This window comes from Nocardiopsis dassonvillei subsp. dassonvillei DSM 43111 (genome assembly GCF_000092985.1).
GTDB lineage: Bacteria > Actinomycetota > Actinomycetes > Streptosporangiales > Streptosporangiaceae > Nocardiopsis > Nocardiopsis dassonvillei.
This window is the reverse complement of the sequence record NC_014210.1, coordinates 798,105-811,655: the sequence shown is the minus strand read 5'-3', so window position 1 is coordinate 811,655 and position 13,551 is coordinate 798,105. Positions and strand designations below refer to the sequence as shown.

13 protein-coding genes and 1 pseudogene are annotated in these 13,551 nt (G+C 72.5%); 7 read left to right on the top strand and 7 right to left on the bottom strand.

The features are described 5' to 3' along the window. Positions 1-123: 123 nt before the first annotated feature. Both NDAS_RS03295 and NDAS_RS03290 read left to right on the top strand, forming a co-directional pair. A complete protein-coding gene (locus tag NDAS_RS03295) occupies positions 124-624 on the top strand; it encodes a carboxymuconolactone decarboxylase family protein (RefSeq protein WP_013151714.1) in 501 nt (166 codons plus the stop codon). A gap of 227 nt (positions 625-851) precedes the next feature. Further along, complete coding sequence (locus NDAS_RS03290) at positions 852-1,403, top strand: GNAT family N-acetyltransferase (RefSeq protein ID WP_013151713.1); 552 nt, start codon at positions 852-854, stop codon at positions 1,401-1,403. Positions 1,404-1,644: 241 nt separating this feature from the next. Here the strand turns inward: NDAS_RS03290 and NDAS_RS03285 are convergent, their stop codons facing one another. After that, positions 1,645-2,859, bottom strand: coding sequence for an ROK family transcriptional regulator (locus tag NDAS_RS03285; protein WP_013151712.1), 1,215 nt, complete (start codon positions 2,857-2,859; stop codon positions 1,645-1,647). A 274-nt stretch (positions 2,860-3,133) separates the two neighbouring features. On the opposite strand from NDAS_RS03285, the gene NDAS_RS03280 reads away from it, so the two are divergent. The 5 genes from NDAS_RS03280 to NDAS_RS03260 all read left to right on the top strand — a co-directional run bounded on the left by NDAS_RS03280 (position 3,134) and on the right by NDAS_RS03260 (position 8,771). Next, positions 3,134-4,411, top strand: coding sequence for an extracellular solute-binding protein (locus NDAS_RS03280; RefSeq protein WP_013151711.1), 1,278 nt, complete (start codon positions 3,134-3,136; stop codon positions 4,409-4,411). Between the two features lie 90 nt (positions 4,412-4,501). Further along, complete coding sequence (locus tag NDAS_RS03275) at positions 4,502-5,497, top strand: carbohydrate ABC transporter permease (RefSeq protein WP_013151710.1); 996 nt, start codon at positions 4,502-4,504, stop codon at positions 5,495-5,497. Next, positions 5,494-6,462 (top strand): carbohydrate ABC transporter permease, encoded by a 969-nt coding sequence (locus NDAS_RS03270; RefSeq protein WP_013151709.1) that lies wholly within the window; start codon positions 5,494-5,496, stop codon positions 6,460-6,462. The genes NDAS_RS03275 and NDAS_RS03270 overlap by 4 nt, the downstream gene beginning before the upstream one ends. 134 nt (positions 6,463-6,596) lie before the next feature. Further along, complete coding sequence (locus tag NDAS_RS03265; protein ID WP_013151708.1) at positions 6,597-8,069, top strand: glycoside hydrolase family 3 protein; 1,473 nt, start codon at positions 6,597-6,599, stop codon at positions 8,067-8,069. Positions 8,070-8,306: 237 nt separating this feature from the next. Beyond that, on the top strand, positions 8,307-8,771 hold the full coding sequence (locus tag NDAS_RS03260) for an RrF2 family transcriptional regulator (RefSeq protein ID WP_013151707.1): 465 nt from the start codon (positions 8,307-8,309) through the stop codon (positions 8,769-8,771). Between the two features lie 105 nt (positions 8,772-8,876). Here the strand turns inward: NDAS_RS03260 and NDAS_RS03255 are convergent, their stop codons facing one another. The 6 genes and pseudogenes from NDAS_RS03255 to NDAS_RS29140 all read right to left on the bottom strand — a co-directional run. After that, entirely contained in the window at positions 8,877-9,233 is a 357-nt protein-coding gene (locus NDAS_RS03255; protein ID WP_013151706.1) for a helix-turn-helix domain-containing protein, read from the bottom strand. 159 nt (positions 9,234-9,392) lie between these two features. Beyond that, positions 9,393-9,944, bottom strand: coding sequence for a CinA family protein (locus NDAS_RS03250; protein WP_013151705.1), 552 nt, complete (start codon positions 9,942-9,944; stop codon positions 9,393-9,395). Then, complete coding sequence (gene pgsA / locus NDAS_RS03245; protein ID WP_013151704.1) at positions 9,941-10,546, bottom strand: CDP-diacylglycerol--glycerol-3-phosphate 3-phosphatidyltransferase; 606 nt, start codon at positions 10,544-10,546, stop codon at positions 9,941-9,943. The genes NDAS_RS03250 and pgsA overlap by 4 nt, the downstream gene beginning before the upstream one ends. Beyond that, on the bottom strand, positions 10,543-11,985 hold the full coding sequence (rimO, locus tag NDAS_RS03240; protein WP_013151703.1) for a 30S ribosomal protein S12 methylthiotransferase RimO: 1,443 nt from the start codon (positions 11,983-11,985) through the stop codon (positions 10,543-10,545). Before rimO ends, pgsA begins: the two co-directional genes overlap by 4 nt. A 172-nt stretch (positions 11,986-12,157) precedes the next feature. Continuing rightward, positions 12,158-12,844 (bottom strand): RodZ domain-containing protein, encoded by a 687-nt coding sequence (locus tag NDAS_RS29500; protein WP_049800281.1) that lies wholly within the window; start codon positions 12,842-12,844, stop codon positions 12,158-12,160. A gap of 407 nt (positions 12,845-13,251) precedes the next feature. After that, positions 13,252-13,395, bottom strand: a pseudogene (locus tag NDAS_RS29140) (helix-turn-helix domain-containing protein); the annotation flags it as partial. Positions 13,396-13,551 lie beyond the last annotated feature (156 nt).

The following is a 13,551-nucleotide window of genomic DNA, read 5'->3' as shown; positions in this document are numbered from 1 at the left end:
CACACTGACGATTCCGCCGCCGAGAATGTGACCGCGTCCGCCCGGTCACATTCTCGGCGGCCCGTTCGTCATGGCTGTGATCACGACGACGTGACGACCGGAGAACCGAAAGGACACCGCATCATGAGCACCACCGCCAGCCAGCAGAAGACCCAGTCCCGGCTGCCCAACCCCGCCGTGCTCGTTCCCGAACTGGGGGAGGTCAGCAAGGCGCTGTTCGCGGCCACCGGGAATGGCTCGATCCCGCGGACCACCGTGGGCCTGGTGCAGCTGCGCGCCGGCCAGATCCTCGGGAACACCTACCTGACCGTCCTGCACTCCGGCAACCTCCGCGGGGCCGGGGAGTCGGAGGAGCGCATCACCGCCGTGGCCTCCTGGCGGGACGCCCCCTGCTTCACCGACGCCGAGCGGATCGCGCTGGCGCTGCTGGAGGCCGTCCTCACCGCCAACCCGCACGGCGAACGCGTCGGCGACGACCTGTACGCCGCCGCTTCCGCCCACTACGACGACAGGGCGCTCGCCACGCTCATCATGGCGATCGGCCAGGTCTGCTTCTTCGCCCCCCTCGCCCTCATCGGCAGGCCCCTCCCCGGTGTGGCGCCCGCCGAGCAGTGGCGGGACTGACCCCGCACCGCCCGGGGTGAGAGGTCCCGCCCCGGGCACGGTCGGGCTCGGCGGCGACGCGGGGCCCACCCGCGCGAGCGCGCACGGGCGGGCCCGGGCCCTCTCCGGTCACCGGGCCAGGACGCGAAAACGACTGGCCGCGGCGGCCGGAACCGGCCAGGATGGCGTCCGCACCGGAGAGAGCACGAGCACGAGGGGGGCCGGTGGGGCGACCGGGGATCCGACCGATGCGGCCGGAGGACGAACCGCGCGTGGTGGAGGTGTCGCTGGCGGCGGACACCGTGTTCGCCGCCGCCGGGGTGGTGCTGCCCCCCGACGACCCGCGGGAGGTGCTCGCGCACGCGGAGCGGGTCCTGGTGGCCGAGGAACCCGCTGGGGACACGGCCGCGGCTCCGGCCGAGGGCCCCGTGGGAAGCCGGGACGGGAACCCCGCGGCGAAGGGCTCCGTGGTCGGCCTGGCCGCGACGGTGACCGTGGACGGGCGCCCGCACCTGGAGCAGCTGGCCGTGCACCCCGACCACGGCAGGCGCGGGATCGGCGGCGCCCTGCTGGAGGCGGTGTGCGCCGAGGCGGCTGCCGCCGGTCACACCCGTCTCACCCTCACCACCTTCCGCGACCTGTCGTGGAACGGGCCCTGGTACGCGGACCGCGGGTTCTCCGTGCTCCCCCGAGCGGAGTGGGGCCCGGGCATGGAGGGGGTCTGGCGGGCCGAGGAGCGGGCGGGCATCCGGGTGCTGCCGCGCGTGGTGATGGTCCGGGAGCTGGTCCGGCCGTCCTGAGCCCTCCGCTCCCGTCCCGGGCACCTGCGCCCGGGCACCCGGCGCCCTCACGGGAGCGGGGCGGCCGCGCCCCGGCCGGGTGGGGACACCGGGGCGCGGCCGACAGGGACCGCAGGGCTCGACCGGAAGCGGTCGGCAAGGGACCACTGGACACAGGCGTCCGCCGGAGACGAACGTCCGCTGGCGAGAGCCCGCGCCCGCCGCCGTGGGAGGGCTCCCATGGGGCCGGGGCCCGCCGGATTCAGACCGTCGAGGAGAAAACGTCCTCCCGCGCCCTTTCCAGGGCGTGCAGCAGCGCGCCCCGCACCACCGGGCTGCCCTCCACCCTCCCCAGCGCGACCTCGGTCGCGTTCGGGGCGATGCGCGCGGTGGCCGCCTGGACCCGCTCGGCCAGCTTCACACCGCCCGCCCGGGCCACGTCCCCGCCGAGCACCACCAGGCCGGGGTCCAGGATCACCGCGACGGCGGCCACCCCGCGGGCCAGGCGCTCGGCGAAGTCGTTCAGGAAGGCGTCCGCCTCCGGGGTCTCCGCTGCGGAGGCCGCCCCGACCACCTCGGTGACGTCGGTGCCCTCGATGCCGTACCCGGCGGCCAGCTCGACCACCTGCCCCGCCTTGACCAGCGCCTGGAACCCGTGGGGGAGCTCGCGGCTCGCGCCGTCGCGCAGGGACTCGTAGCCGCCGGACAGGCCCACGTCGGTGGGCATGGGCGCCCCGGGCACGGGCAGGTAGCCGATCTCACCCGCGCCGCCCGAGCGGCCCCGGTGGATGCGGCCGTCGATCATGGTGGACATCCCCACGCCGCCGTTGGCGCTGAGCCAGATGAGGACGAACTCGGCCACCCCCGCGGCGGCGCCCTCGGAGTGCTCGGCCAGGGCGGCCAGGTTCACGTCGTTCTCGATCATGACCGAGCGCTTGAGGTCGGCGCGCAGGGCCTCCAGGATGCCCTCGTGCCAGGACATCAGGTCGAAGGAGAAGCGGATGTCGCCGGTGCGGGGATCGACGACGCCGGGGGTGCCGATGACGCAGGCGCGGACCCTGTCCAGCGCGACCCCCGCGGTCTCGGCCAGGCGCATCACCGCGGTGTGGACGAGCGCGACGGGATCGTCGGAGGCGCTGGGGTCGACCGCGACGTCGCTGACGATCCGGCCCGTGATGTCGGCGATCGTCGCGGTCACCCGGCGCGCGCTGACGTCCAGGGCCGCGACGTAGGCGCTCTCGGGCACCACCGCGTACAGCGCGGCGTTGGGCCCCCGCCCACCCGCCTGGCTGCCCACGACGCGCACCAGGTCCCGCTCCTCCAGCCGCGCGAGCAGCTGGGAGGCGGTCACCTTGGAAAGGCCGGTACGCGTTCCCAGCTGCGTCCTGGTCAAGGGCCCCGCGGACAGGAGCAGTTCCAGTGCCGCGCGGTCGTTGAGCTGGCGTAGCAGCCGGGGAGTCCCCGGACGTTGAGACATAACCGTGACACCTCACCCTGTTTTTATTAGGAAAGTTTCCTGTTAATTTAGCTCACAACCTCACAGGAGGTCACGTCCTCGTAAGGCCCGCTTCGGGCCCTTCCGATACCCGCTGGGCCCTCCCGGTACCCGCTCCGGCGGGGCGGCCAACGTGCTATCCCAGCACAACCCCCACAAGACGTCGAGCCGCGGGGTGATTCCCACGATCATCCCAGGTCGGTTCGAGCACAGGCGTCGCACCCCGGCGCGTCGTGCGAAGGGAGAAGAGATACAGATGAGGTTCCCCAAGATCGCCGCGGCCACGGCCGTGGTCCTGCTCGCCTCCGCGTGCGGCGGCTCCGACTCCGGTGACGGGGGCGGCGAGGCCGACAGCCTGACCGTCTGGGTCATGGGCACCTCCCAGGAGCCCCTCGTCGAGTACTTCGAGGACGTCGAGGCGCGCTTCCAGGAGAGCAACCCGGACGTGGCCGTCAACGTCGAGTTCATCCCCTGGCCCGACGCGCAGGAGGCCATCACCAACGCCCTCGCCGGCGGTGACGCCCCCGACGTGCTGGAGGTCGGCAACGACCAGGTCGCGGGCTGGGCCGCGCAGGGCGCCCTGATGGACATCACCGAGCAGGTCGACGGCTGGGACGCCGCCGCGGGCATCGACGAGAACGCCCTGGAGTACGGCACCTACGAGGGCGTCCAGTACGGCGTCCCGTGGTTCTCGGGCGTGCGCACCCTGTACTACCGCGCGGACTGGCTGGAGGAGATCGGCCACGAGCCGCCGACGACCTGGGACGAGCTCGTCGAGGTGGCCGAGGCCATCGAGGAGGAGTACGACGTCCCCGGCTTCGCCGCGCCGACCGACTTCACCAACGGCATCGCCAGCTTCATCTGGAGCAACGGCGGCTCGATCGCGGAGCAGAACGGCGAGGAGTGGGAGGGCACCCTCACCGACCCCGCCACCGTCGAGGCGATCGAGTTCTACTCCAGCCTGACCACCGACGGCATCTCGCCGCAGGACTACGTCGGCCAGAACGAGCTCATCGCGCTGGCCGACATGGCCAACAGCCAGCTGGGCATGTACATCGACGGCGGCTGGGCGATCGGCTCCATGGAGGAGCAGGCCGAGGACCCGGCGGTCATCGAGAACATCGTCGCCGCGCCCATCCCCGGCGCCGAGGGCATCGCCCCGGCCTTCGCGGGCGGTTCCGCCCTGACGGTGTTCACCACCACCGAGCACCCGGACCTGGCCTTCGAGCTGCTCACCGTCCTCGGTGACGAGGAGGGCGGCCAGGGCTACGCCGACGTCGCGGGCTTCTTCCCGGCCTACCCGCACCTGCTGGAGAGCGAGACGTACCAGGAGGACCCCGCCACCGCCGCTGCCGCCGAGCAGATGCAGCACACCCAGTTCTTCCCGACCACCCCGCGCTGGACCGCGGCCGACCAGGACAACAAGATCCTGCCGGGCGCCGTCCTGGAGATCGTGCAGGGAGGCGACGCCGAGGAGGTCCTGGCGGCGGCCAACGAGGAGCTGACCTCGATCCTCAACGAGCCGGTCGAGTAGCCCCTTCCGCCTGACTGAGTAGAGCTGTGCGCGGGCGGGGTCCAACGGCCCCGCCCGCCGCGGTCGGCCCACGCCTCGATTGAGAAGACCATGGCACAAACCGTCGAACCAGCGCCCGCGCGCGAGCGGGAGGAGGCCGTGAAGGCCCCCGCCTCCGAGCCCGCACCTCGCCGCCGCCTCGCGCTCCCCACCCCTTACCTGCTCATCGCACCGGCCCTGATCCTCCTCGCGGTCGTGCTGCTGTGGCCGATCGTGCAGATGGTGTGGTACTCGCTCACCAGCTTCACCACCCGCAACCTCCTGCCGAACCAGCCCGGCCCGGCCTGGAACGACTTCGCCCACTACCAGACGCTGCTGACCGACCCCGAGTTCTGGGGGATCCTGCGCAACACGGTCGTGGTCTGCGTGCTGATGGTCGGCATCACGATGGTGCTGGGCACTCTCGTGGGGCTGCTGCTGAACAAGCTCCCCAAGTGGTTCTCGGGGTTCGTGGCCCTGGGCATGATGCTCGCCTGGGCCACCCCCGCGCTGAGCGCCTCCCTGGTCTTCCGCTGGCTGTTCCTGCCCGAGCGGGGCCTGGTCAACGTCATCCTGGACCGGATGCCGGACTGGCTGGTGGGCAGCGGATGGCTGCAGTACAACTGGTTCCTCGAACCGCTCCCGCTGTTCTCGATCCTCATCACCGTGATCGTCTGGCAGTCCTTCCCCTTCGTGGCCGTCTCCGTGCTCGCCGGGCTCAAGAGCATCCCCTACGAGCTGTACGAGGCCGCGAGGATGGACGGCGCGGGCGGCTGGAAGGCCTTCTGGAACGTCACGTTCCCGATGCTGCGCCCGCTGTTCGCCCTGCTGCTGGTCCTCCAGATCATCTGGGACCTGCGCGTGTTCACCCAGCTCTACATCCTGGCGAACAGCTTCCAGAACAAGGACGTCTACCTGCTCTCGTACTACATCTACCAGCAGGGCTTCAGCGCCAGCCCGGCCAACTACGGCATGGGCTCGGCGATCGCGGTGGTCATGACCGTGATGATCCTCGCCGTCACCGCGTACTACCTGCGCATCATGATCCGCCAGGGGGAGACCCGATGACCGCGATCGACCAGACCTCCGCCTCCGCCGTCCGCGAGCGCGCCACCGGGGGCGCCGGGACGGGCGGTCCGAGCGGCCCCCGGCCCGTCTACCGCCGCGGCCCGCTGCGCCGCCTGCGCCGCCTGCCGCTGTACCTGGCCGGCCTCGCGGTGTTCCTGTTCTCGGTGTTCCCCGTGTACTGGATGGTCATCACGGCCTTCAAGCCGGTGGGCGAGATCTTCACCCGCGACCAGACGATCTTCCCGACGGCGCCGACCCTGGAGCACTTCGACCGGGTGCTCAACGGCCAGCTGATCCCCGGGGTGAACTTCTGGCAGTTCCTGGGCAACAGCCTGTTCCTCACCGTGGCCTCCGTGGCCATGGGAGCGTTCCTGTCGCTGCTGGCCGCCGTGGCCGTGGCCCGGTTCCGCTTCCGGCTGCGCACCGCCTTCATCATCCTGCTGCTGGTGATCCAGATGGTGCCGATGGAGGCGATGATCATCTCCATCTTCATCAACTTCCGGCAGCTGTCCGACGTCAGCGGCGTGGAGCTGCTCGGCAACCTGTCCGGCCTGCTCATCGTGTACACGGCCGTGTCCCTGCCGATCACCATCATGATGCTGCGGGGCTTCGTGGCCGCGGTGCCCAAGGAGCTGGAGGAGGCCGCGGCCATCGACGGCGCCAGCTCCTGGACCGTCTTCTGGCGCATCCTGATGCCCCTGGTCGCGCCGGGCCTGGTCGCGGCGAGCATCTTCGCCTTCATCACCGCGTGGAACGAGTTCATCGTCGCGCTGACGTTCCTGGGCCGCAGCACCGACAACTACACGCTGCCGCTGACGCTGTCCTACTACTTCGGCCGGTTCGGCACCGAGTGGGGGCCGATCATGGCCGCCTCCACCCTGCTGACCATCCCCGTGATGATCTTCTTCCTGTTCGTCCAGCGGCGCATGGTCTCCGGCCTGACCATGGGCGCGGTCAAGGGCTGACCGCGTCCCTCCCGCCGGGGCGGGTCCCGCGACGGACGCCGCGGGCCCCGCCCCGGGCGCGCCCTCCCCCCCGTTTCCCCGCCCTTCGTCTGCCCGACCACGGGCACCCCTTCGCTCACCGAACGGAGTTCGTCATGCCGTACGACCCGACCCTGGCGCGTCTGGCCAACGCCACGCTGCTGGTGCCCTTCGAGTCCTACCAAGCCCCGCGCTGGGTCCTGGAGGGTCTGGCGGACGGGATCTCCGGTGTCTGTCTGTTCCACAACAACCTGGACGGCCCCGAGCAGGTGACCGCGCTCAACGCGACCCTGGCCGGGGTCACCGACACCCCGCTGATCTCCCTGGACGAGGAGGGCGGCGACGTCACCCGCATCGGCCAGGCTCAGGGCAGCGACTACCCCGGCAACGCGGCCCTGGGCGCCGTGGACGACCCCGGCCTGACCCGCGCCACCCTGCGCTCCCTGGGCGGACGCCTGGCCGAGCTGGGCTTCAACCTGGACCTGGCGCCCTCGGTGGACGTCAACGTCGCCGACGACAACCCGGTGATCGGCACCCGCTCCTTCGGCTCCGACCCCGAACTGGTGGCCCGGCACGCGGCGGCCGCCGTGCTCGGCCTCCAGGAGGCGGGCGTGGCCGCGTGCGCCAAGCACTTCCCCGGCCACGGCGCCACCTCCCAGGACTCCCACCACGTGCTGCCGCGCGTGGAGGCCGACGCCGACCTCCTGCGCCGCCGCGAGCTGCTGCCCTTCCGCGCGGCCGTGGAGGCGGGCGTCCGGTCGATCCTGACCGCGCACATCGAGATGCCCGGCCTGGGCGGCGACGGCCCCGCCACGCTCACCCCGCGCATCCTCAACGACCTGCTCCGCGGCGAGCTGGGCTTCACCGGCACCGTGGTCAGCGACGCCATGGACATGCAGGGCGTCAGCGGCCGTATCGGCATCCCCGAGGCCTGCGTGCGCGCGGTGGCCGCCGGGGTGGACCTGCTGTGCCTGGGCCGGTTCGTCTACGCCGACCAGGTCGAGCTGATCCGCGCCGCGCTGGTGGACGCGGTCCGGGAGGGCCGCCTGCCCGGGGAGCGCCTGGAGGAGGCCGCCGGGCGCAACGCCGAGCTGCGGACCTGGATCCGCGCGGCCCAGACCCGGCGCTCGGACGCGCCCGCGGCCGACGGGGTGGGCCTGGTCGGGGCCCGCCGCGCGGTGCGCGTGGACGGCGACCTGCCGCCGCTGGCGGACCCCTACGTGGTGGAGGTGGACGCCCCCTCCGGCATGGCGGTGGGCGAGGTCCCCTGGGGCCTGTCCCCCTGGTTTCCGGGCACCGAGCGGGTCTCCCCCGACGTCGCGCACGCCGACCGGCTGGCCGCCAGCGCCCGGGACCGCGACCTGGTCGTGGTGGTGCGGGACGCGCACCGCTACCCCTCCGCCCAGGCGCTCGTCAACCGCCTGCTCAGCTCCCACCCCGACGCCGTGGTGGTGGAGATGGGGCTGCCCATCTGGCGGCCCGACTGCGGCGCGCACGTGAGCACCTACGGCGCCGCGCACGTGAACGGGCTGAGCGCGGCGGAGCTGCTGGGGGCACCGGTGGGCGCCCCCTCCCCCGGCGTGAACTGAGCGCCCCTGCTGCGCCACCCGACCCGGCCGGTCGCGGACCGGCCGGGTCGGCGCGTTCCGGTGACGCTCGTCACCGCGGCGGACATACTGGGGCGGGACACCCCGAGAGCGGGGACGTCACCGATGTCCCCGCAACCCGGTAGGAGAAGTACCCTTGGCCTGAAGCATCCCGGTCGACGGCGTTCCCGTCGACGGCCGGTGCCCCATTCGCCCACTTACACACGGCATAATCACAGCATGCGCCTTTCAGCCCGGGTCGACTACGCGCTACGCGCGGCGGCGGAACTCGCCGTCGCCGACGAGGGGCCGGTGACGGCCGAACAGCTCGCACGCGCGCAGGCCATCCCCGGAAAATTCCTCGAGAACATCCTCACCCAGCTACGCCGGGCCGGTCTGGTACGCAGCCAGCGCGGCCCCGTCGGCGGCTACTGGCTGGCCCGTCCGGCGGGGGAGATCTCCCTGGCCGACATCATCCGCGCGGTCGACGGACCGCTCGCCAACGTGCGCGGGGAGCGCCCCGAGCACGTGGACTACGACGGCGCGGCCCGCAGCCTCCAGCAGGTGTGGATCGCCCTGCGCGCCAGCGAGCGCGCGATCCTGGAGGGCGTCAACCTCCAGCACCTGGTGACCAACGAGCTGCCCGAGACGGTGCGCTCGTTGGCCGAGGACCCCGAGGCCTGGGTGAACCACACCCACCGCTGACCGCCGCCCCGAGCGCAGGTCCCGTGAACACCGAAGGAGCCGACCGTCTGGTCGGCTCCTTCGTCGTGGTCACGGTGACGATGGACGGACAGTTCCGAGGAGGGGTCAGACCCCCACCATGTCGGCGACTTGGGGAACGCGATCCGGTACCGGGTCGATGCCGAGGTCCTGGGCGGAGACGGGGTCGGTCGTGACCGCGTCACCCAGCAGCGCGGCCTCCTGGAGCTCGGCGAGGGCGAGCTGGTCGGAGACCTCTCTCAGTACCTGCGAGAGCGGGACGCCCAGCGCCCCGCAGATCGAGGAGAGCAGTTCGGAAGAGGCTTCCTTCTGCCCGCGCTCGACCTCCGACAGGTAACCGAGGGATACACGTGCATCGGCCGACACCTCACGGAGGGTGCGGCCCTGGCGCTGCCGGAGCCGCCTGAGCACGTCACCAAGTAGGTGACGAAGCAGGACCATCATTCGCGCTCCCTCCCACCGGTAGCGACCTTCATATACACCACCGTACCTGTCCCACGCCCGATTCGGGCACCTCTTGCCGTCCTGTTCGCTGGAGGGGGAACCCCGCCCGGGGGTGGTTTTGTTCCCAAGGGTGGGGAAAGGAAGAACAGCCCGAAAAGTTCAGCCTCGGGCGTTTCCTTCCATGCTCCCGCGCACAGCGGTTTCCAGGAGCAGCAGCGCCCCCTCGACCGTGCGGTATCGGATACCCGCACGGTCCCCGGTGAAACGGAAACGGCGGCCCCGTGTGGCTCCATCGGGCGTGGCGACGGCCACAAAGACCGTGCCGACGGGCTGGCCGTCCTGGGGATCGGGTCCGGCCACGCCGGTGACCGCGACTCCGTAGTCGGAGCCGAGCAGGCGGCGGACGCCGAGCGCCATGTGCCCGGCCACCTCCGGGTGGACCGCGCCGTGCTCGGCCAGGAGGTCCGCGGGCACGCCCAGGACGCTGTCCTTGGCGTCGGTGGCGTAGGCCACGACACCGCCCCGGTAGGTGCCCGAGGCGCCCGGGATCGCGGTGAGGTGGGCGCCGACGAGGCCGCCGGTCAGCGACTCGGCGGTGGCGCAGGTGGCGCCGGCGGCGAGCAGGGCCCGGTGGGCGGCCCCGGCCGCGGCCAGCGCCCCGGCACGCGGGTCCGGGTCACCGGCGTCCGGCGGGCCCTGCTCCCCCGTCACGCGGCGGGGCCCTTGCGGGCGCGCACCGCGCGGACGGCGTCGAACACGTAGGTCAGGCCGGTCCACAGGGTGACCGCCAGCGCGGCGGCCATCACGACGTGCGCGAACCAGACGAAGACCTCGCTGAAGGGCAGCACCTGGAGCGGGAAGAGGTAGACGCTGATCGCGACGATCTGGAGGACCGTCTTGAGTTTGCCGCCCTGGCTGGCCGGCATGACCACGTAGCGCAGGACCGCGAAGCGCAGCGCCGTGACGCCCCATTCGCGGACCAGGATGGCGATGGTCACCCACCACCACAGGTCGCCCTGGAGGGAGAGCACGACCAGCGCGGAGCCGGTGAGCGCCTTGTCGGCGATCGGGTCGACGATCTTGCCGAAGTCGGTGACCAGGTTGCGGCGGCGGGCGATCTCGCCGTCGACCCGGTCGGTGATGGCGGCCAGCACGAAGACGGAGAAGGCGGCGAACCGCCACCACGAGCCGTCCAGGAACATGAGCCACACGAAGAGCGGCACCATGACCAGGCGGCTCATCGTGAGGATGTTCGCGATGTTCCACAGGGGAACGCGGGGGGCGGGGGTGGCCGCGGGGTCGGGGGTGCTCATCTGTCCGCGGCTTCCCCGTGGGTGTCGTCCTGCTCCGCGATGAGGTCGGCCCCGGCCGACTGGATGACGGTGGCGCGCACCAGGTCGCCGACGGCGAGGCCCTCGCCGTAGAGGATCGTGCTGCCGTCCACCTCGGGTGCCTGGTGCTCGGCGCGGCCCTCGTAGGCGCCGTCCTCCAGCACCGTCTCCACCAGGACGGTGACCTCCGAACCGATCCGCTCCTCGGCGCGCTGGGTCATCAGCTCCTCGGAGAGGCGGTTGAGCCGGTCCACGCGCTCGGCGACGACCTCGTCGGGCAGCTTGCCCTCGTGGCCGAAGGCCTCGGTGCCCTCCTCGTCGGAGTAGCCGAACACGCCGATGGCGTCCAGCCGGGCCTCGGAGAGGAAGGAGACCAGGTCCTCGAACTCGGCCTCGGTCTCACCGGGGAAGCCCACGATGAAGTTGGAGCGCGAGCCCGCCTCGGGCGCGCGCTTGCGGACCGTGTCCAGCAGCTCCAGGAAGCGCTCGCGGTCTCCGAAGCGGCGCATGCGGCGCAGCAGGGTGCCGCTGGCGTGCTGGAAGGACAGGTCGAAGTAGGGCACCACGCCGGGGGTCCCGGTGAGCACGTCCACCAGGCCGGGGCGGACCTCGGCGGGCTGGAGGTAGCTGACCCGGACCCGCTCCAGGCCCTCGACTGCGGCCAGGCGGGGCAGGAGCTTCTCCAGGGCGCGCACGTCGCCCAGGTCCTTGCCGTAGGAGGTGGAGTTCTCGCTGACCAGGAACACCTCGCGCACGCCCTCGGAGGCCAGCCACTCGGCCTCGCGCACGATGTCGTCGGGGCGGCGGGAGAGGTAGGCCCCCCGGAAGGTCGGGATGGCGCAGAAGGTGCAGCGCCGGTCGCAGCCGGAGGCGATCTTGAGGTTGGCCACCGGTCCGCCGACGAGGCGGCGGCGCGGGACGGAGGCGCGGTAGGGCAGCTCGGTGCCCTCGGCCCCGGCGGATTCGGCGAAGCTGGCGTGGCCGGGGACGTGGGCCTGGGAGGCGTCGCGCTCGGCCGGGCTGATCGGCAGCAGCGTGCGCCGGTCGCGGGGGTCGTGCGGGACCAGGGTCCGCCCGGCCACGACGTCGTCGAGCCGGTCGGTGATGGCGGCGTAGTCGTCGAATCCGATGACCTGCGCCTCGGGCAGGGCCTGGGCCAGCTCGGAGCCGTAGCGCTCGGCCATGCACCCGGCGGCGACGACTCTGCCGCCGTTCTCCGCCGCTTCCAGGAGGGTCTCGATGGAGTCCTGCTTGGCCGCGTCGATGAACCCGCAGGTGTTGACGATGGTGACGTCGGCCTCGGTGTCGCCCTCGACGAGGTCCCAGCCGCCAGCGGACAGGCGCCCGGCCAGCTCTTCGGAGTCGACCTCGTTACGCGCACACCCCAGGGTGACGAGTGAGACAGTACGGCGCGATGACATGGCTTCCAAGCGTGTGGGAGAGCTTCGGGTGGCGCGGGGGGCCGTCCCGGACCGGTCGGCCGTGCTCAGTGCACGGCGCAGCCCGGCGCCGCCCGCAGCCCCCCACATTACCTTGGTCGGCTCACCCGCCCGTACCCCGGCCCGGATCGCTCCGGGCCGGGGCGCGGTCCGGTCACTGCTGCACGCCGTCCGGACCGATGACGATCTCCTTGACCTCGCCCGGAAGGCCGAGGGGTCCGGAGCTCTCGCCGTTGACGGTCACGCTGACCGCCCCGGCGTCGCCGACCCACAGGTTGAGCATGTCCTCGGTCACGTACTCCTTGACGTCGCCCTCCAGCAGGTAGCCGACGTAGAGGTCCTCGCCGTCGGCCCCGGTGACCTCGACCCAGCTGCGTCCGGAGGCGCCGAGTTCGACGGCGAACTCGACGGGCCCCTGCTCCGCCGCGGCCTCCTCCGCCCCCACGGCGGAGTCGACGGTCCTCTCGGTGGCGGAGGAGTCGAAGGCCGAGCGCAGCGGGTTGCCCGCGTCCCAGTCCTGCCAGGTGCGGACCCCGACGAAGAGCGCCAGGAGGAAGATGGCCCCGACCACGGCCCAGGGCCAGTGGCGCCGGACGGCGTCGACGGGCCGGGGGCGGGCGGCGATGACCACGGGGCGGGTGACGGGGTCGCCCCGGCCGTGCCTGCCGACCCGGGTCCCGCCCCCCTGGTGCCTGGCGCTCCGGGGCCCGCCGCCGCGGTGCCTGCCGTCGGCGTGCCCGCTCCGCACGGGGCCGACCTGCGCGGAGCCGACCCGGGCGGGACCCGCGTCGGCGGACCTGTCCTCGGGAGCCCCGCCCTCGGGGTCCCCCTCCTCGGGCACCCGGGCACGGGGGCGGCGTCCCTCCGCGGTCCCGCGGGGCCGGGGATCCACCCGGCCCGCCGCGGCCTGCGGGGGCCCCGGCGCTCCTGGGGCTCCTGGGGCTCATCGTCGGGCTGGCGCGTCAGGAATTGCCTGCGTTCGAAGTGGCCCCAGCGCTGGGCGCCGACTCCGGAGTCGTCCTCGCCGAAGCGGTGGGCCATCACCGCCTCCCCGTCCTCCCCGGGACGGGTCTCGGCGCGCGCGGCGGCGGCCGCGCGCGCCGCCTCGGGCACGGACGCCGGGTGGCGCTGCGGGGGGACGAAGACGGGTATGGCGCGGGACGCGTGCTCGCGGTCGTACTCGGCCAGGAGCGGCGCCGGGTCCAGGCCGAGCGTGCGGCAGATGCCGCGGATGTGGCCGCGTGCGTAGAAGTCCCCGCCGCAGGAGAAGAAGTCCTCCTGCTCGATGGCCGTGAGGACGGGTTCCCGGATACGTGTACGGATACTGAGGTCCGCGACCGTGTACCCCGCCGCGACCCGGGCGGCGGACAGGGTCTGACCGATCGTCGCCATGCGCACTCCCCCCGCGACTGTGTGTAGCTGCAAGAGACCACTCTGCCGCCCGGGGCGCTTTCGCGCAGGTCACCACGCCCCATGAAGCCTCCAAGATCCCACCAAATCGGGCATGCCTGTTTTTAAGGGATGCCAGTGGAGTTTCGGGAAAGGCCG